Source organism: Streptomyces sp. NPDC059957, assembly GCF_042730015.1.
Lineage (GTDB): Bacteria > Actinomycetota > Actinomycetes > Streptomycetales > Streptomycetaceae > Streptomyces.
Window position 1 is genome coordinate 11,644 of record NZ_JBHWMB010000063.1, and the last position, 21,940, is coordinate 33,583.

Below are 21,940 nucleotides of genomic sequence, written 5' to 3' on the forward strand. Positions count from 1 at the left end.
CCGCGGGCCCGAGCCGCACCGCCTCGGGAGCGGGCTCGGCGCGCAGCGAGGTGTCGACCAGCTGGACCCCCGGGGTCGACCCGACGGTCTCCCAGCCGGGAGGCGGGGTCAGCACCCCGGAGAGCGCGACGACCCGGTCGGGGCCGGCCAGCGAGCGCAGCGCCTCCCAGGACGAGGGGTCGGCCGGATCGGCGAGCGCGGAGAACACGGCGACGTCCGGGACGTAGCGTGCGGCGCGGCCGCCGGCCCGCACGGCGAAGGCCGCGTGCGGGCCGGACAGCGAGGCCCAGGCCGGGTTGTCGAGGACGTGCGGGGCTGCCGGGGCCCTTGGGATCCCTGGGGTCACCTGGCTAGGGGTGGTGGTGCTGGTGCTCATGGGGGCGGACCCTCCTTCCGTGGGGTGCCCGGGCCGGGGACGGCCGCGAGGTCAGGAATTGGTGAGGGGCAGCCCGGGCGGGTTGACCTGGGAGGTGGTCACGGCCTCGTCGGAGAGGTGCCAGGCGGTCAGGAGCTGCGCGTACTGGCCGGTTCCGACGAGGTGGTTGATGGCCTGGGCCACGGGCTCGGCCAGTCCGCTGTCCTTCTTCGCGGTCGCGGCGATCAGCCCCTGGAGGGTCTCGCCGGCGCCGGAGAACGAACCGGCCTTGCGGGTCGGAGCGTTGCCGCTCGCGGTCTGGGTGATGTGGTAGGCGATCGCCGGGTTCGGGCCGAAGTTGAGGTCGATCTTCTTGCCGCTCAGGGCCAGGTAGACGCTGTTGGCGTCGGGGAAGTGCTTGACCGTGATGTCCTTGCCCTCGGACTGCAGCCTCTTCTGCCACTCCAGGAGGATCTTCTCCTGGTTGGTGCCCTTGCTGACCGACACCGTCTTGCCCGCCAGGTTGCGGTAGTCGCCGCCGAACTCCCAGGTGTTCTCCTTCAGAGCCTCGAAGGCCAGGTTGTCGTGCCGGTAGGACGCGAAGTCGTACTTCTTCTTGCGCTCCTCGGTGACCGTGACGTTGGTGAAGGCCACGTCGACCTTGCCGCTGTCGATGCCGACGAAGAGGTTCTCCCACGTGGAGTTCTTCACCACGGGCTTCAGGCCCAGGGTCGCGGCGACGAGGCGGCCGAGGTCGGGCTCCGAGCCGGTGATGGTCTTCTGGTCGGTGCCGGTGTAGGTGAGGGGCGGGAACCCGGCGGGCAGGGCGCCGACCCCGATGACCAGCTCACCGCGGTCGCGCACGGCCTTCGGGAGCTGTGCGCGCAGGGACTCGACGACGGGGACGGACAGTTCCGCCTGCTGCGCGGCGCCGTTGGAGACGGCGCCGATGGTCACCTTGCCGGAACCCGACGCGGTGCCGGTGGCCTTGGCGTCGCCGCCGCACGCGGTGAGGCCGGCGGTGAGGGCGACGGCGGCGGTCGTGGCACCGAGGCCGCGGACGAGTCTTTTGCGCAGGAGGGACGGGCGGTGCATGGCGTTGCCTTTCGGGTGTTCGGCGATGCGGGGAATCCGCGGGAAGGGAGGAAGCCGTGGAAGGGGAAGCCGCCGACTTGGGGCGGGGCGGGGCGGGCCGGTCAGAGCACCTTGCTGAGGAACTCCCGGGTCCGCGGGTGCGCGGGGTGGTCCAGCACCTGCGCGGGCGGGCCCTGTTCGACGATGCGGCCCTCGTGGAGGAAGACGATCTCGTCGGCGACCTCGCGGGCGAAGCCGATCTCGTGGGTCACGATCACGAGGGTGGTGCCCCCGGTGGCCAGGTCCTTGATCACGGAGAGCACCTCGCCGACCAGCTCGGGGTCGAGCGCCGAAGTGGGTTCGTCGAAGAGGATGACCCCCGGCCGCAGGGCGAGGGCCCGCGCGATGGCCACCCGCTGCTGCTGCCCGCCGGACAGCTGTCGCGGGTAGGCGCCGCCACGGTCCCCGAGCCCCACGCGGCGCAGCAACTCCTGCGCCAGGGCCTGTGCCTGCGGCCGGGACAGCCTGCCCGTGGCCACCGGGGCGGCGGCGACGTTGTCCAGCACGGTCAGGTGCGGGAAGAGGTTGAAGTTCTGGAAGACGAAGCCGATCCGGCCGCGCTGGGCGAGGATCGCCCGTTCCCTCAGCTCCTTGAGCCGGCCCCCGTGCCGCTGGACGCCGATCAGCTCGCCGCCGACGCTGACGTGGCCGGCCTCGGGCTTCTCCAGGTGGTTGAGGACGCGCAGCAGGGTCGACTTGCCGGAGCCGGAGCGCCCCAGGATCACGGTGACGGTGCCGGGCGCGACGGTCAGGCTCACCCCGTCGAGGACCCGTCGGCCGCCGAACCACTTGTGCACGTCGTGCACCTCGATGGCGGCGCCGTCGGTCGGCCGCGTGGCCGTGGCGGTGGGGGTGGCGGTGGCGCCGGTGGCGTTCCCGGTCATCGGGCCGTCTCCTTCCGGTAGCGGATCCGCAGGTCGCGCAGGCCCGCCCGGGCCCGCTGGAGGGGAGTCGGCACCGGGGTGCGCAGCGCTCCGCGGGCGTAGTACCGCTCGACGTAGTACTGCACGACGGAGACCAGGCTGGTGAGGATCACGTACCAGACGGTCGCCACGACCAGCAGCGGGACGATGTCGCCGGGATAGGTGCTGCCCAGGCTCTGCACCGAGCCGAACAGGTCGAGCAGTGACACGTAGAAGACCAGCGAGGTGGCCTTGAGCAGGCCGATCAGCTGGTTGACGTAGGAGGGCACGATCGAGCGCAGTGCCTGCGGGAAGACGATCCTGGCGAACTGGTACCGCTTGGGCAGTCCCAGGGCCGCGGCCGCCTCGTGCTGGCCCTGGTCGACGGAGAGCACACCGGCGCGGACGATCTCGGCGGCGTACGCGGCCTCGCTCAGGCTCAGGCCGACCACCGCGACCACCATGTCGGTGGCGAGCCGCGACTCGTCGAAGGTCAGGAAGGCGGGCCCGAACGGCACGCCGATGCTGAGCGTGGGGTAGAGGGCGCTGAGGTTGTACAGGAAGAGCAGGACGACGATCAGCGGCACGGAACGCAGGAGCCAGATGTACGTCCAGCTGACCGACCGCAGCACCGGGCTGCCCGAGAGCCGTCCGAGGGCCAGCAGGACACCGCCGGCCAGGCCGAGGACCGCACTGTACGCGGCCACCTGGAGGGTGATGAGCAGCCCCTCCAGGATCACCGGGCGGGTGAACCAGTACGCGAAGCGGTCCCATTGGTAGAAGGGATTGGTGATCAGCCCGTGGGCGGCCTGGGAGACCAGCACCAGGACGACGATGCCGGCGACCCACCGCCCGGGCCGGCGCAGCGGGAGGACCCGCTCGGCCGGCCCGGGTGGCCCTGGCGGCCCGGAGGGGCCGGCGGGCGCGGAGAGGAGCAGTGATTCGGTCAAGGACACTCCACGGCTTCGAATAGGAGCAGAATCGAAAAGCAGCCGTCAAGCAGAACAGGAGAGGCCGCCGATATCTCTTTGTCTGCGGCGTAAGCTAGGCAGCCCGGAGAAGGGGTGTCAACGGCCCTGATATCGGGAAGCGTGAAATCGTGTTCCGATTTCATCCGCCGTACATACAACGCCTCTTGGTGAAATGAAACTCAGCGATCGGCCGGTGCGCTCGCCGAGTTCAGGCGGCCCCGCAGGCCGGCCAGCCGGACGCGCAGCAGGCGCAGCGGCGTGGGCGGAAGGCCGCGCGAGCTGCCGCGGGCGTAGTGCCGCTCGACGTAGTACTGGCCCGCGCTCAGCACGGTGGTGACGGCCACGTACCAGAGGGTGGCCACCATCAGCAGCGGGATGACCTGGTAGGTCTGGTTGTAGACCAACTGCACCGAATACAGCAGGTCGTGCACGGCCAGCACGCTGACGATGCTGGTGCCCTTGAGGGTGCCGATCAGCATGTTCCCGGCGGTCGGCACGATCGAGCGCATGGCCTGGGGAACCACGATCCGGTACAGCGTGCGGCGCCTGCTCAGCCCGAGCGCCTGCGCGGCCTCGGTCTGGCCGGGGTCCACGGAGAGGATGCCGCCGCGCACCACCTCGGCGGCGTACGCGGTCTCGTGCAGGGTCAGGCCGATGACGGCGGTGAGGGTCGGGCCGAGCAGGTTCACCGTGCTGACGCTGAAGAGCTGGGGGCCGTAGGGGATGCCCAGGCCGAGCGTCGGGTACAGGGCGCCGATGTTGAACCAGAACAGCAGCTGTACGAGGAGCGGTGTGGACCGGAAGATCCACACGTAACCCCAGCTCAGGGTGCGCAGGACCGGGTTCGCCGACAGCCGCATCACGGCGAGCACGGTGCCCAGGAGGAACCCGAGCACCATCACCACGCCGGTGAGCCAGAGGGTCAGCAGCAGCCCGTCGAGCACGGCGGAGGTGGTGAAGTACGTGCTCACCAGGCCCCATTGGAAGGCGTCGTTGCGGACGACGGAGACCAGCACCATCGCGAAGACCAGCAGTGCGGCGGCGGCGGACAGCCGACGGCCGAGGCGCCGGCGCGGCACGATCGGCGGCGGCTCGGCGCCTGGGGCGAACACGGGGGAGGAGGGGGAGGTGCCGGACGCGCGCGGCACGTCGGAGACATCGGAGACATCGGAAACGGTGGTCATGGAGGTGCTCCGGGAGTGGAGAGGGATCGCGGGCGCGGCACACGGGCTGCCGGACACCGGACACGGACACGGACACGGCACGGTCGTCGTCACGCTCACCGCGTCCCTCAACACGGCCGGACCGACCTGCGCGCAAGGCGCGGCCGGAACGCCGCCGATCGTATGCGTCCACCGCACGAACGTGTCAACAGGGCCCGGCGCAGGGGCAGTCAAGCGGCCGTCCAGCGACACCGCAGCGGAGGTCGGGCCCGTCCGGCATCCGGGCCGTTGCTTGACGAAGAGCACCGCGTACTGTTCAAGTAGTCGCATGAACGCCCATCAGCGCCTGGTCTCGCGCGACTACATCGACTTCGGTCGGGTGTGGTCCGCGGCCTGTTGCGCCTGACGCGGCAGCGGGCCGTCCGACCGGCCCTTCCCTCCCTCGGTGACCCCGTTGCGGGCCGAGAACCCACCTCGCACAACCGTCCTGTGGCCGTGACCGCCGCCTAGGGCGGGCTGTCGCGAGCCCGGATACCGCGCTGCCGCCGCACCCCCACATCCCCCGCCCAAGCGTCGTCACGCCCGCAGCGTCGCGCTCCGCTGCACCCGCCCACGTCCCCACCTCCGCCCGATCTCCGCCCCCGTTTCCGCCCCCACCCGTTCCGTCCTGCGACACCACGCGGCTGACGGTTCATCACGCATCGCCGTACCGGGGGTGGTTCACCCTGCCCCGAGGCGATCCGCCGCACCTTCCGAAAGGCCACACCCATGCCCGTGGAGTTCCTCGGCATAGCCGCCACCAACGACGGCTCCGAAACCACCGCACGATCCGGCGCCGCCTTCGACAAGGAGTACACGCTCAGGCTCGCCAGGGCCCACGAGGACCACGGCTGGGACCGGGTGCTGTTCGCCTACGGTTCCGGCACCCCCGACCCCGCGCCGGCCGCCGCGTACATCGCGAGCAAGCTGGAACGCCTGCAGATCCTGCTGGCCCACCGGCCCAACGTCTCGTACCCCACCTTCGCCGCCAAGACCTTCGCGACCCTCGACCAGATCAGCGACGGCCGCCTGGCCGTGCACTTCATCACCGGCGGCAACGACCACGAGCAGGGCCGCGAGGGCGACGTCCTCGGCAAGGACGGGCGCTACGCCCGCACCCGCGAGTACATCGGCATCGTCAAGAAGATCTGGACCACCCGCGAGCCCTTCGACCACGAGGGCGAGCACTACCGCTTCCACGACTTCGTGAGCGACGTCTTCCCCGTCCAGCAGCCCCGCCCGCAGGTCTCGTTCGGCGGTTCCTCACCCGCCGCCTACGCGGCCGGCGGCGCGGAGGCCGACATCTACTGCCTGTGGGGTGAGCCCCTGGAACAGACCGCGCAGCAGATCGAGGCCGTACGGGCCGCGGCACGGGCCGCGGGCCGCACCGAAGCGCCCCGCATCCAGGTCGCGTTCCGCCCGATCATCGCCCCGACCGAGGAGCTGGCCTGGGAGAAGGCCCACCGCACGGTCGGCGCCATCCGGGAGCGCAGGCAGGCGGGGACCGTACAGCGCCACCGCAACGGGGTGTCGGAGGCCGCGGCCCCACAGAACACCGGATCACAGCGGCTGATCGCCATCGCCGAGGCGGGGGAGCGCTACGACCGGGCCCTGTGGACCCCGACCGCCGCCGCCACCGGGGGCGCGGGCAATTCCAACGCCCTCGTCGGCACCCCGGAGACGGTGGCCCAGGCACTGCTGGACTACTACGACCTCGGCGTCGACATCCTGTCGGCCCGGGGCTACGACCTGCTCGGCGACGCCGTCGACTTCGGCCGGTACGTGATCCCGCTCGTCCGCGAGGAGGTGGCGAAGCGGGACGCGGCGCGGGACGCCGTACGCGACGTCCGGCCAGAGGACGGCTTCCCCCGCCAGACCCTGACGGCGGTCCGCGGATGAGCCTCCTCGTGAACAAGGTGACCAAGGTGAACAAGGTGAACGACGTGAGCGACGTGGACAAGGTGAACAAGGGGGCCGGACTCCGCGGACGCCTGCGCACCGCACTCGTGCTCCTGTCCGCCCTTCCCCTGCTGGCCACCCTGGCGGCCTGCGGCTCCGGCGACGGAGCGGCCCCGTCGGCCGCCGCCCTCGCCTCGCCCGCGCCGGCCGACGATCCGGTCGCCGGTGTCCGTGCGGTCGAGCCGATCGCCGCCTTGCTCCCGGCCGAGGTCCGCAAGGCGGGCACCCTGCGGCTCGGCGGCTCCGTCGGATCCCCTCCGTCGGCGTACTACCCGAACGGACAGGACAAACCGCCCGCCGGCCAGGACGTGGACATCGCCGCCGCGGTGGCCAAGGTCCTCGGCGTGAAACTGGAGCGGCAGGACGCCTCCTTCGAGACGATCCTCCCCGCCCTCGGCAGCGGCAAGTACGACGTCGGTACGGGCAACTTCGGGGTCACCACCGAACGCCTGAAGTCCGTGGACTTCGTCACCTACATCAACGACGGCCAGGGCTTCGCGGTGAGGACCGGCAACACCGCACTGACCGGGCAGGTCTCCGACCTCACCCAGCTGTGCGGACTGACCATCGGAACCGGCGCCGGCACGACGTTCGAGAAGACCCTCACCGCGCAGAAGGAGGTCTGCGCCGCCGCCGGGAAGAAGCCGTACGAGGTCAGGGTCTTCTCCGAGACCGGAGCCGTGACCACGGCCCTCCAGCAAGGCCGGATCGACGTCGTCATGTCGACGATCAACGGGCTGCGCCACCAGGCCGCGCAGCCCGCCGCGCAGACCACCTTCCTCGGCGAGTACCACCGCCTCGACGTCGGCTTCGCCTTCAAGAAGGGCTCCCCGCTGACTCCCGCGTTCCAGGCCGCCGTCAACGCGCTGATCAAGGACGGCACCTACGCGCGGATCCTGAAGAAGTGGGGCACCACCCCCTCCGCGATCGACACCTCGCAGATCAACCCGGCCGAGCACAAATGACGGAGCCCGCACCCGAACGGGTCATGGTCGAGGTCCGCGGCGTCCACAAGAGCTTCGGGCCCCTCGAAGTGCTGCGCGGGGTCGACCTCAAGGTCCGTGCCGGGGAGGTCACCGTGATCCTCGGCCCATCCGGCTCGGGGAAGTCCACCCTCCTGCGCACCATCAACCACCTGGAGAAGGTGGACCGCGGATGGGTCAGCGTCGACGGCGAGCTCATCGGCTACCGCGGCCACCGCGGCAAGCTGCACGAACTCAAGGAGAAGGAGGTGCTGAAGCAGCGGACCCACATTGGGTTCGTCTTCCAGGACTTCAACCTCTTCACCCACCTCACGGTGCTGGAGAACCTCGTCGAGGCTCCCGTCTCCGCGCTGCGCCGGTCGCGGGAGGAGGCCGGGGCGACGGCGCGCCGGCTGCTGGAGCGCGTGGGTCTGAGCGACAAGGCGGACGCCTACCCGAGGCAGCTGTCCGGCGGGCAGCAGCAGCGGGTCGCCATCGCCCGCGCGCTCGCGCTCGAACCCAAGGTGCTGCTCTTCGACGAGCCGACCTCGGCGCTCGACCCGGAACTGGTCGGCGAGGTCCTGGACGTCATCAAGGACCTGGCCCGCACCGGAACCACCATGCTCGTGGTCACCCACGAGCTGGGCTTCGCCCGGGAGGTCGCCGACACCGTCGTCTTCATGGACGGCGGGGTCGTCGTGGAGCAGGGGCCGCCCGGCGCCGTCCTGGACGCCCCGCGGCACTCCCGCACCCGCGCCTTCCTCGCCAAGGTCTGGTGAGGCGTCGGGTTCGGGTGAGGGATCGGGATCGCCGGGGCAGCCACTCGGCCTCCTTCGCGGCCTGCCCGGCGGACCCGCACCGGCGGGGAAGCCCTGCCCACTGGGGGAACTGCGCGTCGACCAGGCGTCTGAGGAGAGCCGCGTCGATGTTCGGAGGCATCCCAGTGGGTCGGACCTGCGCCTGTCGACCGGTTCTCCGGCCCCTCGGCGGCTACGCGTTCCCGTCCCCCAGCCAGTGCGGCGTACGGAAGGCGGCGCCGCCGTACATCGGCAGGGCGATCGACTCCCCGTACCGGGCCAGCTGGTCCCAGGGCCGGTTGATCCCCGTGGATCCGTAGCGGCGCACCCGGGTGACGGTGTCGAGGTCCAGTACGTCGACGAGCACCTCTTCGCCGGGGCCGGCCTGCTGGCGGACGGTGCCTTCGGGGTCGACGATGGCGCTGGCGCCGACCCCCGCCGGGTCGGCGGCGTTGACGTTGACCACGTACACCTGATTGGTCCAGGCGTTGGCGCGGGCGCAGACCAGTTCCATCTCCCGGTCCCGGGTGGGTGTCAGGGTGGGCTGGATGACGATCTCCGCTCCCAGCCAGGCGAGTTGGCGGACCGTCTCCGGGAAGGAGCCGTCGTAGCAGATGGCCAGGCCCGCCCGCCCGATCCCGGGGAGGTCGAAGACCGTGAACTCGTGGCCGGGGCGGGCCTTTTCGTACGGCTGCCAGGGGAAGACCTTGCGGTAGCGGGCGACGATCTCGCCCTCGGGCGAGACCGCTATGGCCGTGTTGTAGATGTGGCCGTCCTCCGCACGTTCGTAGAGGCTCCCGGGGACCAGCCACAGCTCGGTCTCCCTGGCGAGGTCGCAGATCCGGTCGGTGAGCGGTCCGGGGATCGTGACGGCGGCCTGCTCCATCCAGTCGTCGGGCGCGGGCCGCAGCAGCGGGCCCTCGGCGGCGAGCAGGAGTTCGGGGGCGACGACGAGCTGGACGTGGGGGAAGAGCTCGTGCGTGGCGCGGACCTGGTCGCTGAAGCGCTGCCGGCTCGCTTCGAGGTCGTGGGCCACGGGCGTGGTCTGCAGGGCGGCGATGGCGAGAGTGCGCATGGGTGTGGTCAGTCCTCGGTGATGGTGAGCGCGGCGACCGACGTGCGGCCTTCGCGGAAGAAGCGGTGGAACCGGGTGCGGGCGATCAGCAGGGCCAGGGCGCCCGCGGCGATGGTGCCGGCGCCGAGGAGGAAGACCCCGCCGACGCCGTGGAAGGAGGTGCTCCCGTACGCGGGGTCGTACATGTCGTAGGCGCTGCGGGCGAAGGCCGCCAGCATCAGCACGCCGCCCAGCAGGGGCAGGACGCCGCGCAGCAGGAGGTCGCGCGGGGAGTCGCGCAGGCGCCCCCGGAAGTACCAGACGCAGGCCAGCGCGGTGGTGCCGTAGTAGCAGGCGATGAGCAGCCCGATGCAGAGGATGGCGTCGCCGAGGAAGTCGCCGGAGACGAGTGTGAGGAGGACGAGCAGGCAGGCCGCCGCCGTACCGACGAGGAGGGTTCCGAAGGAGGGGGTGCGGTGGCGCGGGTGGATGCGGGCCAGGGCCGGCGGCAGTGCTCCGTGGGCGGACATGGACAGGGTGCTGCGGGAGCTGCCGACGACGCAGGTGAGCAGTGCGGAGGCGGCGGAGACGCAGACGGCCAGCTCCATGACCTTGGCCAGGGCCGTGCCCAGGACCGGCGGGGCGAGGGTGCTCAGTACATCCGCGGCGTTGTCGGGATTGCCCAGGCCGATGCCGTCGGCGCCGGTGCCGGCGAAGCTGATCGCCGCGAAGGCGGTGAACAGGTAGGTGCCCAGCAGGACGACGGTCGAGATGACGGCGGCCTGGCCGGAGACGCGTTCGCCGTCGCGGGTCTCCTCGTTCGCGGTGATCAGGGCGTCCCAGCCCCAGTAGATGAACAGGCACAGCAGGACGGCCTCGGTGAGGGACCCGAGGTCGGCGAAGCCGAAGGGGTTGAGCCAGGAGAGGGAGGGGGCGGTGGCGCCCGTGCTGCCCAAGGCGGTCACGCCGAAGCCGAGCAGCGCGAGGAGCTGCAGGCCCAGCAGCACGTACTGGACGGAGGCCGCGAGCTGCAGGCCCCGGTAGGCGATCGCGGTGACGGCGGCCAGCAGCAGGACGGCGGTGACCGTCACGGCGGTGGAACTGCCGGCGAGGGCGTGGAGGCCGAGGAAGTGCAGCAGATAGCCGGCGCCGACCTGGGACAGGGCCGTCATCGCGATGAGCGTGGCGCACAGGGGCACCCAGCCCCCGGTCAGCCAGCCGGTACGCGGCCCGAAGGCGCGGGTGGTCCACACGAAGGTGGTCCCGCAGTCGGGCATCTCCCGGTTGAGCTCGCGGAAGGCGAAGGCGGTGAGCAGGACGGGCAGGAAGCCGAGCAGCAGCGCGGCCGGGGCCAGGTCTGCGACGGTCAGCGTCACGAAGCCGAGGGTGACGGCGATGCTGTAGGCCGGAGCGACCGACGACAGCCCGAGGGTGACGGAGGCGAGCAGGCCCACGGAACCGCCGCGCAGCCCCTTGCCGACGGGGGTGGGCGCCGGCCCGGTTCTGGCCCCGGTGTCGGTCGGGTTGGTCATGATGCCTCCTGGAGGCCGCAGGTGTGGTGCGCAGAGTGTGAGGCGCTGCGTTAAACGGAGATTTAAGACCTGGCTTCCTGGACCGTCAATAGATCGAGCGATATTGTTAAACCAAGATTTAGGTTATTGATCTCTGGAGGGTGCGGCGTGGCAGCCAGGAAGGGGACCGGCAAGGAGAACCGCCGGGCCGAGCTGGGCAAGGCGGTGGAGCGCGCCGTACTGGTGCGCGGACTGGAGGGCCTGCGGCTGCGCGACGTCGCCGACCAGGCCGGGGTCACCCCCGCGGCGGTGCTCTACTACGGCGATCTGGACGCCCTCGTCCACGCCACGTACCAGCAGGCCATCGAGCGCTACAGCCAGGAGCGCGAGGAGGCCGCGGACCGCTTCGCCGACGCCCGCGACAAGCTGCGGGCCTGCATCGACCACGGAGTCGCCGGCGGCCCCGACGACGCGCTGACCCGGCTGCTCTTCGAGTACTGGCCGCGCTGCCTGCGCGACGCCCGGGCGGCGGCCCTGGACAGTGCGCTGACGGAACGCCAGATCGCCGTGTACTCCGGCATCTTGGTGCTCGGCCAGGCCCAGGGGCACTTCCTGCTCCAGGATCCGCCCCGCCTGCTCGCCGCGAACTTCGTTGCCATGGAGGACGGTTACCAGATGGAGGTACTCGCCGGGCGGCGCACGCGCACCGAGGTCATCGCCGCGCTGCGCTCCTACGCCCGGGCCGTCACGGGCCACGAGCTGACCGGCCCGAAGCCGGATGACCGTGAGGGGGTCGACCACGAGCCGGATGGCCACGAGTCGGATGGCCACGAGTCGGACGGCCGCGAGCCGGATGACCGCGAGGCGGCCGACCCCGAGCGGGCCGATCCTTCCTGAGCCCGGCCCGGACGCACCGCCGGCCCGCCTCGTGACGAGGCGGGCCGGCGGCAATCATGCGTGCGGGGAGTCCCGTTGGCGGTGACGCCGGTGCGGGTGTCGGGTCAGGGGCAGGTGGCCAGGAGGACGGAGACGACCGTGCAACTGGCGGTCGCGCTGTCGTTGAGCGGGCCCGGGTCGGTCGGCGCGGACGCCGTACGGGTGGCGGTGACCGAGACGCGCCCCAGCGAGAGCAGGCCCAGCGGTACCCGGAACGTCTTGGTGGCGGAGGCACCGTTGGCGATGGACCCGAAGGCACAGGTCACGGTGGAACCGGCGACCGTGCAGCCCGGGGACAGGGTGTTGGCGGACGCGCCCGCCGGCAGGCTCGCGGTGAGCGTGGCCGAAGTGACCGTACCGGGACCGGTGTTGCGGGCGGTCAGGGTGTAGGTGAGGTAGGGGACCAGCAGGCTGAAGCCCGGCTGTGCGGTCAGGTCGACGTCGATGTCGGCGGGCGGGAGCTGGTAGGTGTACCGGCCCGCGCCGGTCACGGCGCTGGTGCCGCCGGGCGTGGTGACCTGGACGTCCACGGGGCCCGCGGCGTGGGCGGGCGCGGTGGCGGTGCAGGCCGTGGGGGTGCAGGAGAGACCGGTGGCCGGGTTGCCCGAGCCGAAGACGAGCGCGGTGGCGCCGTCCAGGCCGGTGCCGTTGACGGTGACGACCGTACCGCCGGCCGTCGTGCCGACGGCGGGGCTGAGTGAGGTCACCACGGGGACGGGTACGTAGGTGTACCGGCCGGCGGGGGAGGGGCTGCTGGTGCCGCCGGCGGTGATGGCCTGTACGTCCACGGCGCCGGTCCCGGCCGGAGCGGTGGCGGTGCAGGAGGTCTCCGTGCACGTGACGCCGGTGGCGGGGTTGCCCGCGCCGAAGGTGATGGCGGCGCCCGTCAGGTGGGTGCCGGTGACCGTCACGGCCGTACCGCCGGCCGCGGGTCCGGCGGCCGGGCCCACGGCCGTGACCGTCGGCGGGAGGGTGAAGGCGAACACGATCCGGCCGTCACCGGCGTTGGCGCCGTCGGTCAGGGTGACGGACGAGCCGGGAACCGTTCCGGAGACCAGGCTGGACCCGCCGCCACCGCCTCCCCCGCCGCCCCCGGTGGCGCCGTATCTGCCGCCGCCCCCGCCCCGGCCGCCGCCGCCGTACCCGGCTCCGCCGCGGCCACCGGCGCCCGTCGGGCTGAACACGCCCTGGCCTGCGGCCCCGCCGGAGCCGTTCGGGAAGGCGCCCGGGGAGCCGTTCGGGCCCTCGTTGTCCGCGCCGGGCCCGCCGGTCCCCGCGGCCCCGCCGGCCGTGTCGGTGCCCGCGCCACCGCCCGTACCGCCCTGCGCGTCGGGGACCAGGCCGTTGCCGTCCGCGCCCGGCCTGCCGCTGTCACCGCCGGGCGCGCCCGGGTAGGCGGGGGAGCCGATACCCGCTCCGCCCGCCCCGCCGCCCGAACCGGCCGTCAGCAGCGGCGCGCCCGCGGCGGTGGTCACCGCGACCAAGGCGCCGCCTGATCCCGGCACGCCGAACTGCGCACTCGAGGCGCCATGGGCGCCGCGCCGGCCCACGGTCACGTTGAAGGTCTGACCGGGCGTCGCGGGGACGGTCGCGACGAGGTGCGCGCCCTTGCCGCCGACGGTGCCGTCGGCGGCGTTGCCGCCCCCGGCGCCGTCCAGCGTCACCACACCACTGGAGACGCCGTCGGGCACCGTGACGCTTCCGGAACCCCCGGCCGAGCAGGTGATCGTGGTCGTGGCCCCCACCAGGACCGGGGCGGCGCACACCCCCTCCGCCGACGCCGGGGGCGCCAGCACCGTCAGGCCGCCCGCGGCCAGCGCCGAGGACGCGGCCACCGCCAGCAGGCGGCGCCGCCACCGGGCGCCCGGTCCGTTCAACACAGCAGTCGAAGACATCGAAGTCTCCCCCTCTCGCCTCCGCCCGGCAGCGGCCGGAGTCGCACACCCCTGGGAAGCCGCGGCCGGACGCTCCCGTACGACGAACCGCCGGAGTGCAGCCAGCTCCGGCGGCGCCGCCCGATCGCCGGTATTCCAGGGCCCGTTGGAAGGACGGCGGCCCAGTGATACCGGCGGAAGCATCGCAGCGGCCGGGGCGCGGCGGGCACCAAATGCCGGATCGTCCCGCCAAACCGTTGGAAACCCCGAAATCAACGCCCTCGCTCGTACGAATTTCCGAGAAGATACGAGGTTGCGGTGTCGCCGAGGTGCGGTGTAGCTGCGTTGCGATGTCGTCAGGCGGCGGGGTCGAGGAGGCGGGGGCCGTTGTTGCGGACGCTGTTGACGGCGGTCGAGACCGCGCTCACCGTGAGCCGGCCGCCGGCGGGGGTGTGGAGCAGGGCGCGCAGATCCGTCGTGTCCTCGCGGGAGGGGTCGAGCCAGGCCTCGTAGTCGCCGGGGTCGAGGGCGAGCGGCATCCGGGGGTGGACGCGGCCGGCCGCGTCGGTGGCCTCGGTGGTGATGATCGTGGCCGTGGTGAGCCAGGCGTCCGGGTCGTCCCGGTCGGCGACGGCGGGGTCGCGCCAGAACTCGTACAGCCCGGCCATGGCCATGACGGAGCCGGTCTCGGGCCGGATGAAATAGGGCTGCTTGTAGGCCTTGGCCGTCCCCGTGGCGGGTACGGCGACCCACTCGAAGAACCCGTCCGCGGGCAGCAGGCACCGGCGTTTGGCCAGGGCCCGCCGGTAGGCCGGCTTCTCGTGCACGGTCTCCACCCGCGCGTTGATCATCCGGGACCCCACGGCGGGGTCCTTGGCCCAGGACGGCACCAGACCCCACCGCACGGGACGCAGCTGCCGCCCGAGCTCCCCGGTGTCCCGGTCGGCGCGCTCCAGTACCGCCCACACCTCGTCGGTGGGAGCGACGTTCCACGAGGGCTCCAGAGCCCGGCCCGGATCGAGCCGGGCTTCGAAGAGGCCCGCGAGGTCTTCAGGGGCCCGGGAGGAGGCATATCGACCACACATGCCTCCACTGTCCCACCCTTCCCGGGGGTGTGACGGGGCATCCCGACGTGTCGGCCGACCTCAGCCCCGCGAACACGGACCTCGCGGAGTGCGCCGAAGCCGCCGACGGGGCAGGGACCTTCCGCGGCTTCGACGTGGACCGACACCTCACCGTCGGGTGGAGACGCTCACGTGGTCGACCCGCATCGGGTGGCCCGGTTCGGTGTCCGGGCCCGGGGTCGCGCCGTCGGCGAGGGGGAGGGCGCCGCCGATGGCCACGTTGAGGATCAGGAACAGTCCGTGGTCCACCGCCCGCTTCCACGTGCCCGGGTCCATCCGGGAGGCGGGCACCCTGTGGTGCACCCGGCCGTCCAGGTACCAGCGCACCTCCTCGGCGCCGGGGGAGAGGTCGACCTCGACGGCGTACGTGTGGAAGCCCGTACGGCAGTCCCCACAGGGCTGCGGGCCCGAGCCCAGGCCCGCCGGTTCCCGGCACGGGCCGCCTTGGAGGGTCCCGCAGTGCATGGTCGCGAACACGCTGTCCCGGCCGTTGACCGATTCCATGATGTCGAGCTCCCCGATGCCCGGCCAGCCCGTGTACCCGTCGCGCAGCGGCGCCCCGAGGGTCCAGAACGCCGGCCAGTAGCCCGCCGCCTTGGCGCCGGTCACCTCGGGCAGGGCGATCGCCGCCTCGATCCGCAGGGCTCCGCCGGGCGGGGCCGCGAAGTCGGAGCGCCGGGTTTCGATACGGCCCGAGCTCCACGCGCCGTCCGTGCGGGTGGGGACGATCTCCAGCGCGCCCTTGCCGTCGAGGCGGACGTTGTCGGTCGAGTCGGTCATCGTCTCGATCTCACCCGTGCCCCACTGGGGCGCGGGGCAGCCCGGGTAGCACGTGCCGAGGTCGTGCAGCCAGTTGGCGGAGGACGGCGGGCTGCCCGCGGGACCGTCGAACCCGTCGCGGAAGACCTCGGTCCACCCCGTCGACCGCGCCTCGCCGGATGCGGCCCCGGGCGCGCCCACGGCGGGAAGCGCCCCGGAATCCGTGAGCAGCCGTTCCAGCCGGAGGGTCAGGACGACGACCGCCACGTTGGTGAGGTGGGCGTCGTCCCGGTAGAGCAGGATGCGGTCCAGCACGGCGGGGCACGTAGGTCCGTCGCCCGGGCACAGGACCGGATTCACGCTCACGGTGCGTACGCCGGGCAGGGCGCCGGAGGCGACCAGCCGGGCCAGCGGATCGGGCTGCTGGGCGTCCGTACGGCTGAACGCGCAGGCGGCGGGCTCCTCGGGGCTGCCGGAGACGCACGCGGGGACGTCCGTACCCGGCACGGGGGTGTCCTCGATGTAGACGATCGGCGCACCGATCGCCCGCAGGGGCGCGAGCGTCTTCTCCCATCCCTCGGCGAGGAGTCCGGAGTCGGCGGTGTAACGGTTGAGGGAGGAGATCACGATGAGCCGGGGCTTCGGCTGCTGCCGCAGCCGCTCCAGAGCGTCGGCGCGCCAGGTGTCGCACTCCCGGTAGGCGCGGCCGAGCTGGGGACTGTCCACGGCCAGCTGAGGCAGCGGGCAGCCCTGCTTCACCAACTCCTGCAGGGCCCAGCCCCGTTGTGAGGCCATGGCCAGCATCGCCGAGAACCACTGGCCCGCGTGCGAATCGCCGAGCAGCACGATCCGGTCCGCACTGTCCACCGCTCCGAACAGGCAGTCCGGGCTGCGCGTCACGGCCGGGGCCACCTCGCACTCCCCGTCCGGCGGGAAGTCCACCCGCGCCTGCGCGGGAGCCGGCACGATCGGGCCGGCCTCCGGCGGCGCGGTGCCCGTACGGGCGAGCAGGTGCGGGCCGGAGGCCGCGCCCGGGGGCAGTCCGCCCAGGTGGACGGGGGTCGCCGGACCCAGCAGGTTCAGCGTCGTGGTGCCCACCACGAGCGCGATGACCACCGGCAGCACCACGGCCGTGATGCCCACCGACAGCCCGCGGCGCGGGAGTTCGGAGACGGTGCGGCTGCGGCGCAGCGGCTGCTCGACCCAGCGCATGGTCGCGTAGGCGGGCAGGACTGCGGCCAGTGTGAGCGCGGCCTTCACCGGCCAGTCCTGGGCACCGAACCGGGCCTCGGCGAGGACCAGCACCGGCCAGTGCCACAGGTACAGGTTGTAGGAGAGCCGCCCCACCGCCCGGGGACCGCGCCCCGCGAGCGGCCGGCCGATCCCGTGGATCCCCGGCGTGCTGCGCTCGCCCCGGCCGGGTATCGCGGCGAGGATCACCGCTGCCGCGCCCAGAGTCGGAACCAGGGCCGCGTATCCGGGGTAGGGCGTGGCCGCGTCATAGGCGAGGACGCTCCAGACGATCGCCGCGCCCCCGGCCCAGCCGCACAGCAGCCGCAGCGGGCGCGGGCCGCGCATGAGGTGCCAGGGCAACAGGGCCACCAGCGCGCCGACGCCGAACTGCCAGACCCGCGAGGGCGTGGCGAGGTAGGCGAGGGAGGGTGAGTGCTCCGTCCAGCGCAGTGACAGTGCGAACGAAGCGAGTACGACCGGTACGGCCGCCAGGGCCACGGCGGAGCGCACGGCGCGGCCCCGGCGAACGGCCCGGGCCGCGGCGAGCACGATCAGGGCGAGCAGCGGCGCCCAGACGAGGTAGAACTGCTCCTCGACGGCGAGGGACCAGAAGTGCAGGAGCGGGCTCTGCTCGTGCCCGGCGGCGAGGTAGTCGGTCCGCTGCGCGACGAAGCGCCAGTTGGCGGCGGAGAGCGCCGCCACGACCACGTCGTACTCCAGGTCGGCGCGGCGCAGCGGCACGGTCAGCCAGGCTCCGGCCAGGGCCACCGCGCCGAGGACGACGGCGGCGGACGGCAGGAGCCGGCGGGGCCGCCGGGAGAAGAAGTCCAGGAGCCGGATCCGGCCGGTGGTGATCGCCTCGCGGACGAGCAGGCCGGTGATGAGGTAGCCGGAGACGACGAAGAAGACGTCCACGCCGACGAAGCCGCCCGCGAGTCCCGGAACCCCGGCGTGGAAGGCGAGGACCGCGAGGACGGCGACGGCGCGCAGCCCCTCGATGTCGGGCCGGAACGCCGAGCGGTGCGGGCTGGGCCCGGACTCGCCGCCGGAGCGGGCCGGGGCACCGGGAGGGCCGGGCGGCGGGGCGGCGTCCCGCGGAGGTTCGCGCCGCGCATCGGGCGCCGGCGAGGACGGCGAGGGGGATGGTGCGGGGGAGTGCATGGTGGTGGAGCCTTTCAACTCAGCCAGGGAAGCATGGGGTTGACCCACCCGGATGCCACCAGGCCGGTGAGCAGGAGCACCGCCGAGGCGGCGAGGGTCTCGGGCCAGCGGCGCGGCAGCACGCCGGTGCGGGAGCGGTCGGCGAAGGCCCGTACGAGGCTGCGCGTGCGGCCGCCGGCCGGAGCCGGGCCGGCCTCGGCGGAGGCCTCCCGCGCGGAAGGTGTCCCCGGTCGCAGCTCGGTGATCAGGTCGCGGACCAGCGGGCCGTTGATCTGGCACTGGACCAGGAAGTAGAGGAGCAGACCCCAGTTGGGCTCCCAGCCGTTGCGGGCCACGGCCAGTGCCAGACCCGCCCCGGCCGCGCCGTTGGAGAGGACCAGCCAGAGCAGCGAGACGCCCACCACCCGGCGGGCCATCCCGCCGGAACGGGCGGGGCCGCGGGTGCCGGTGGGCACCCAGTCGGCGCTGCGGCCGCGCAGCGTGTGCAGGAAGGCGGTGGCGGCGGCGACGCTCGTCAGAACGTTCGCCCGGATCACCTCCACCCGCCAGCGGGTCCTGCTGATCCGCGGCAGCAGCACGTGCCAGAGCCACAGCGGGGCGAGCAGCGGCAGGACGTGCCAGGGCCGGATGTCGTCCGGGTACCAGAACATCATCACCAGGGGCGGCAGCGGCGCGGCGAAGGTGTTCACTGCGGCGGCCAGGTAGCCGACGATGCCCTCGTAGAAGCAGAGCCGCATCCGCCAGGGCGCGCCCATGCTCCGCAGGACGGGCGAGGTGAGCAGGTGGAGGTTGCCCATCGCCCACCGGTACTGCTGGTTGACGAAGGAGGTGACCTCGTCGGGGGAGGTGCCCTTGGCGACCAGGACCGGCACGTACAGGGTGCGGAACCCCTGCGCGTGCAGGGCGAGGCCGGTGTACAGGTCCTCGCTGTGGTCGAGGCGGGCGAAGCCGCCGGCCAGGTCGATGGCGGCGCGCCGGTAGACGGCGTTGCTGCCGCAGCAGATGGCGGCGTCGCTCGCGTCCCGGGACGGCTGGATCCAGCGGAAGAACCACTCCTGGGCGGAGCCCGCGGCCCGCTGGATCCAGCCCATGGTGCCGTCGGTGTCGAAGCACTGCGGGCTCTGCACGATCCCGACGGCCGGGTCGGCCAGGTAGGGCACGAGATGGCGCAGGAAGTCCGGCCGGGGTGCGAAGTCGGCGTCGAGGATGGCGATGAACTCGGCGCTGCTCAGGGTCAGCGCGTGATTGAGGTTGCCGGCCTTCTTCAGGTGCCCCCGGTCGGGCCGTACGACGTACTCGTACCCGTACGAGGCCGCCAGCGCGGCGACTTCGGGCCGGTCCGCGTCGTCCAGGACCCATGTGGTCAGCGCGCCGGGCCAGTCGACGGCCGAGACCGCTCGGTAGGCGTTGTCCAGGACGGGGAGCGGCTCGCCACAGGTCGGCAAGTAGAGGTCCACGCCCGGCAGTCGGGCAGGCTGCCAGGCGTGGACCAGCACCTCGTGCGAGGGCCGGGTCAGCCTGCGCTGGCGCAGGCTGTTCACCGAGGAGAGCGCGAGGGCGACGAGGTTGAGCCCCAGGACGGCGAGGAAGGCCCACAGGGCCGGAGTGCGCAGCGCGAAGGTGAACATGGTCGCGGCGGTGAAGACGAAGGCGAGGCTGGTGCTGATGAGGACCCAGCGTCGTTGCGGGCCGAAGTACCAGTAGAGCTCTTCGTCGGAAGGAGGTTGCGGAAGATGAGACAAGGTCATAAATCCCTCAACAGCTGTTTTTGCGCCTGTTTCAGGTGGCCACCATAGCGCCAGAGGTATAGACCAATTGTTTCAGCGCGGCCAACACCACCAATCGGCCACGGGATTGGCGCATCTCATGTGGTCCAGACCTGTGTTCTGATCATTCGACCGGCCGCACCGCCTCCGGCCGGGAAGATGCAGGTCACGGGGGAGTGAACAGACACCGAAGACTTGCTCGGCCGGGTCGACCCTGCGGCGGTCTTCGTTTCCGGCCGGACCGGCGCCGCCTCAACCCGCTACGCTCTGGGCGTGCTTGAGGATCCGGGCAAGGGAAGCGCCGCTGATCCGCCCGTGTGGCGGTCGCCGCCGCGGATGATCGGTGGACACGTCACGGGGCCGGTGGTGATCGGCCGGACGGACGAGGTCGTGGTGGTGGCCCGGCAGGTCCTGGCCTATCCGGTAGGGCTCGAGATCGAGGTGGAGGCCCACGCACGCGGTGCGACCCCGCCTCCGGGTGAGGGGATGCCGCCCGATCCCGCCGGCTTCACGGGGCCCGCGCAACCGGCCCTGCGCCTCCGGCTCCCCGACGGCCGGGACGTGGTGCAGGACGAGACGTCCGGCCTGCGGGACGGGCGTGGTCCGTCCATGGTCGTCAGCGGGTCCGAGGACAGCTGGGGCGGCCCGGAGGGCGGCGGGGACGTGCGCCTGACGTTGTGGGTCTGGCCGCTGCCGCCGCCGGGCCCGCTCACGCTGTCGTGCGCCTGGCCCGAACGGGGGCTGCGGGACGCCGCACTGGTCCTGGACGGGGACGCGGTGCGCGCCGCGGCCCTCCGGGCCCGGCCGTTCTGGGCCGAGGAGGAGTGAGGAGCCGCCGGTGACGCACGTACGGCCGGGGGCTCGGGCTCTGGATCCCCCCGTCAGGCTCCCGTGGCCGTCGCCACCGTCTGGGCCGGGTCCTCGTACACCCGGTCGAGGGCCAGCAGCGCGCCGCCGCGGGCCGGAGCGGTGAAGCCGAGGGTGGACAGCAGGAGCCGGCAGCCGCCCGTGTCCGGGGCCATCACGCGTTCGGCCATCAGCCGCTCCACCCGCGGGGCCAGCCGGTCGGCGAAGTAGGTGAAGTACCCGCCGAGCACCACCGCGCGCGGGTTCAGGACGTCCACCAGCAGCGCCAGGCCGAGGCCGAGGGCGTCGGCGACCCGGTCCAGGGCCTCCAGCGTGCGGGCGTCCCCGGCGGCCGCCCGCGCCTGGAGGTCCGTAAGACGCGCCTCCAGATCGAGAGAGGGGTCGTGTACGGGATCCTCGGGGGCGGCGGCGTGCCTCAGCAGGGCGGTGAGCCCGACCATGGTCTCCCAGCAGCCCCGGCGCCCACAGGCGCAGAGCGTGCCGCCCGGGTCGAGCGGCATGTGGCCGATCTCCCCGGCGAACCCGGCGGCTCCGCGGTGGAGGCGGCCGCCGCTGATGATGCCGCCGCCCACGCCCGTCTCGCCGGTGACGTAGATGAGGTCGTGGATGCCGGCCGCGGAGGCCTCCAGGTACTCGGCCACCGCGCCGAGTTTGGCGTCGTTCTCCAGGCGCAGCGGAGGTGCCCCGCGCCCCAGGCGGGTGCGGATCCCGCTGACCGTCTCCACGTCGCGCCAGCCGATGTTCGCGGCGTAGACGACGGTGCCCGCGGCGATGTCGACGACTCCGGGGGCGGCGACGGTGACCCCGGCCGTGGCGATCGCGGCGGCGTCGAGGGTGGCGAGGGCCTCGCGGACCAGCCCGGCGGCGCAGTCCAGGACGGCCTCGGGTCCGGCGCCGCGGACGTCCATGGCGACCCGCCGCTCGAAGACGGTGTCCCCGCCCAGGGTGAGGGCGACGGCGGCCAGGTAGTCGACGTTGATCTCCAGGCCGATCCCGCACAGGGCGCGTCCGTCGATCCGGACGCTCTGGCCGGGGCGGCCCACCGAGCCGTCCCGTTCCGCGTCCCCCTCGCTCACCAGGCCGAGTTCGATGAGCTCGGTGACCAGGCCGGTGACCGTGGGTCTCGGTAGCCCCGCGTCATCGGCGATCCGCGCGCGTGAGCGCGGTCCGGCGTCGCGCAGGAGGCGCAGCACGAGACCGAGGTTGGCGCGGCGGATGGAAGCCCTCCCGGCCGGCCTGGCCGGGCCGTTGATCACGACGGGTCCGATGCCGGCGTCACCCCACCCGGCCCCGTCGTCGCCACGCTGCGTGCTTCGCGGATCAGTCCTCACCGGTGCTCCTCACTGCCGTCCCCGAGAGTCTGCCACCCGGGG

At 72.8% G+C, this 21,940-nt stretch carries 16 protein-coding genes and 2 pseudogenes; 5 read left to right on the top strand and 13 right to left on the bottom strand.

Annotated features, from left to right (window positions below; genetic code table 11):
- The 5 genes and pseudogenes from ACFWBW_RS31820 to ACFWBW_RS31840 all read right to left on the bottom strand — a co-directional run.
- A pseudogene (locus tag ACFWBW_RS31820) lies at positions 1 to 376 on the bottom strand (GNAT family N-acetyltransferase); the annotation flags it as partial.
- A 51-nt stretch (positions 377 to 427) separates the two neighbouring features.
- Entirely contained in the window at positions 428 to 1,450 is a 1,023-nt protein-coding gene (locus ACFWBW_RS31825; RefSeq protein ID WP_385379870.1) for a transporter substrate-binding domain-containing protein, read from the bottom strand.
- 101 nt (positions 1,451 to 1,551) lie between these two features.
- A complete protein-coding gene (locus ACFWBW_RS31830) occupies positions 1,552 to 2,373 on the bottom strand; it encodes an amino acid ABC transporter ATP-binding protein (protein WP_385379873.1) in 822 nt (273 codons plus the stop codon).
- On the bottom strand, positions 2,370 to 3,329 hold the full coding sequence (locus ACFWBW_RS31835) for an amino acid ABC transporter permease (RefSeq protein ID WP_385379949.1): 960 nt from the start codon (positions 3,327 to 3,329) through the stop codon (positions 2,370 to 2,372). The genes ACFWBW_RS31830 and ACFWBW_RS31835 overlap by 4 nt, the downstream gene beginning before the upstream one ends.
- 212 nt (positions 3,330 to 3,541) lie before the next feature.
- Complete coding sequence (locus tag ACFWBW_RS31840; RefSeq protein ID WP_385379876.1) at positions 3,542 to 4,546, bottom strand: amino acid ABC transporter permease; 1,005 nt, start codon at positions 4,544 to 4,546, stop codon at positions 3,542 to 3,544.
- A 747-nt stretch (positions 4,547 to 5,293) separates the two neighbouring features.
- Here ACFWBW_RS31840 and ACFWBW_RS31845 point away from each other — a divergent pair.
- Genes ACFWBW_RS31845 through ACFWBW_RS31855 form a run of 3 tightly spaced genes read left to right on the top strand, consistent with a single transcriptional unit; the run spans position 5,294 to position 8,264 of the window.
- Positions 5,294 to 6,463, top strand: coding sequence for an LLM class flavin-dependent oxidoreductase (locus tag ACFWBW_RS31845; RefSeq protein WP_385379878.1), 1,170 nt, complete (start codon positions 5,294 to 5,296; stop codon positions 6,461 to 6,463).
- Positions 6,460 to 7,488, top strand: coding sequence for an ABC transporter substrate-binding protein (locus tag ACFWBW_RS31850; protein ID WP_385379881.1), 1,029 nt, complete (start codon positions 6,460 to 6,462; stop codon positions 7,486 to 7,488). Before ACFWBW_RS31845 ends, ACFWBW_RS31850 begins: the two co-directional genes overlap by 4 nt.
- Positions 7,485 to 8,264 carry an amino acid ABC transporter ATP-binding protein gene (locus ACFWBW_RS31855; protein WP_385379884.1) on the top strand — a complete coding sequence of 260 codons (780 nt, stop codon included), beginning with the start codon at positions 7,485 to 7,487 and terminating at the stop codon, positions 8,262 to 8,264. Before ACFWBW_RS31850 ends, ACFWBW_RS31855 begins: the two co-directional genes overlap by 4 nt.
- A gap of 31 nt (positions 8,265 to 8,295) precedes the next feature.
- On the opposite strand, the pseudogene ACFWBW_RS31860 reads toward ACFWBW_RS31855, so the two are convergent.
- The 3 genes and pseudogenes from ACFWBW_RS31860 to ACFWBW_RS31870 form a co-directional block, all read right to left on the bottom strand.
- Positions 8,296 to 8,424, bottom strand: a pseudogene (locus tag ACFWBW_RS31860) (phosphotransferase); the annotation flags it as partial.
- Positions 8,425 to 8,475: 51 nt separating this feature from the next.
- Positions 8,476 to 9,357: a carbon-nitrogen hydrolase family protein gene (locus ACFWBW_RS31865; protein WP_385379887.1), complete on the bottom strand. Its 882-nt coding sequence runs from the start codon at positions 9,355 to 9,357 to the stop codon at positions 8,476 to 8,478.
- Positions 9,358 to 9,365: 8 nt separating this feature from the next.
- Positions 9,366 to 10,868 (bottom strand): APC family permease, encoded by a 1,503-nt coding sequence (locus ACFWBW_RS31870; protein ID WP_385379890.1) that lies wholly within the window; start codon positions 10,866 to 10,868, stop codon positions 9,366 to 9,368.
- A 147-nt stretch (positions 10,869 to 11,015) separates the two neighbouring features.
- Here ACFWBW_RS31870 and ACFWBW_RS31875 point away from each other — a divergent pair, with 147 nt between their 5' ends.
- Positions 11,016 to 11,744: a TetR/AcrR family transcriptional regulator gene (locus ACFWBW_RS31875; RefSeq protein ID WP_385379893.1), complete on the top strand. Its 729-nt coding sequence runs from the start codon at positions 11,016 to 11,018 to the stop codon at positions 11,742 to 11,744.
- Between the two features lie 104 nt (positions 11,745 to 11,848).
- Here ACFWBW_RS31875 and ACFWBW_RS31880 read toward each other — a convergent pair whose 3' ends face one another.
- The 4 genes from ACFWBW_RS31880 to ACFWBW_RS31895 all read right to left on the bottom strand — a co-directional run bounded on the left by ACFWBW_RS31880 (position 11,849) and on the right by ACFWBW_RS31895 (position 19,682).
- On the bottom strand, positions 11,849 to 13,678 hold the full coding sequence (locus ACFWBW_RS31880) for an IPT/TIG domain-containing protein (RefSeq protein ID WP_385379896.1): 1,830 nt from the start codon (positions 13,676 to 13,678) through the stop codon (positions 11,849 to 11,851).
- 335 nt (positions 13,679 to 14,013) lie between these two features.
- Positions 14,014 to 14,742: an SOS response-associated peptidase gene (locus ACFWBW_RS31885; protein WP_385379899.1), complete on the bottom strand. Its 729-nt coding sequence runs from the start codon at positions 14,740 to 14,742 to the stop codon at positions 14,014 to 14,016.
- Between the two features lie 147 nt (positions 14,743 to 14,889).
- The gene (locus ACFWBW_RS31890) at positions 14,890 to 17,934 is read right to left on the bottom strand and encodes an SGNH hydrolase domain-containing protein (protein ID WP_385379952.1); all 3,045 of its coding nucleotides are present in this window, start codon (positions 17,932 to 17,934) and stop codon (positions 14,890 to 14,892) included.
- Positions 17,935 to 17,948: 14 nt separating this feature from the next.
- The gene (locus ACFWBW_RS31895) at positions 17,949 to 19,682 is read right to left on the bottom strand and encodes a glycosyltransferase family 2 protein (RefSeq protein WP_385379902.1); all 1,734 of its coding nucleotides are present in this window, start codon (positions 19,680 to 19,682) and stop codon (positions 17,949 to 17,951) included.
- Positions 19,683 to 19,973: 291 nt separating this feature from the next.
- Between ACFWBW_RS31895 and ACFWBW_RS31900 the strand changes: the two genes are divergently transcribed.
- Entirely contained in the window at positions 19,974 to 20,528 is a 555-nt protein-coding gene (locus tag ACFWBW_RS31900) for a hypothetical protein (RefSeq protein WP_385379905.1), read from the top strand.
- A 53-nt stretch (positions 20,529 to 20,581) separates the two neighbouring features.
- On the opposite strand, the gene ACFWBW_RS31905 is transcribed toward ACFWBW_RS31900, so the two are convergent.
- A complete protein-coding gene (locus tag ACFWBW_RS31905; protein WP_385379908.1) occupies positions 20,582 to 21,898 on the bottom strand; it encodes an ROK family protein in 1,317 nt (438 codons plus the stop codon).
- Positions 21,899 to 21,940: the final 42 nt, after the last annotated feature.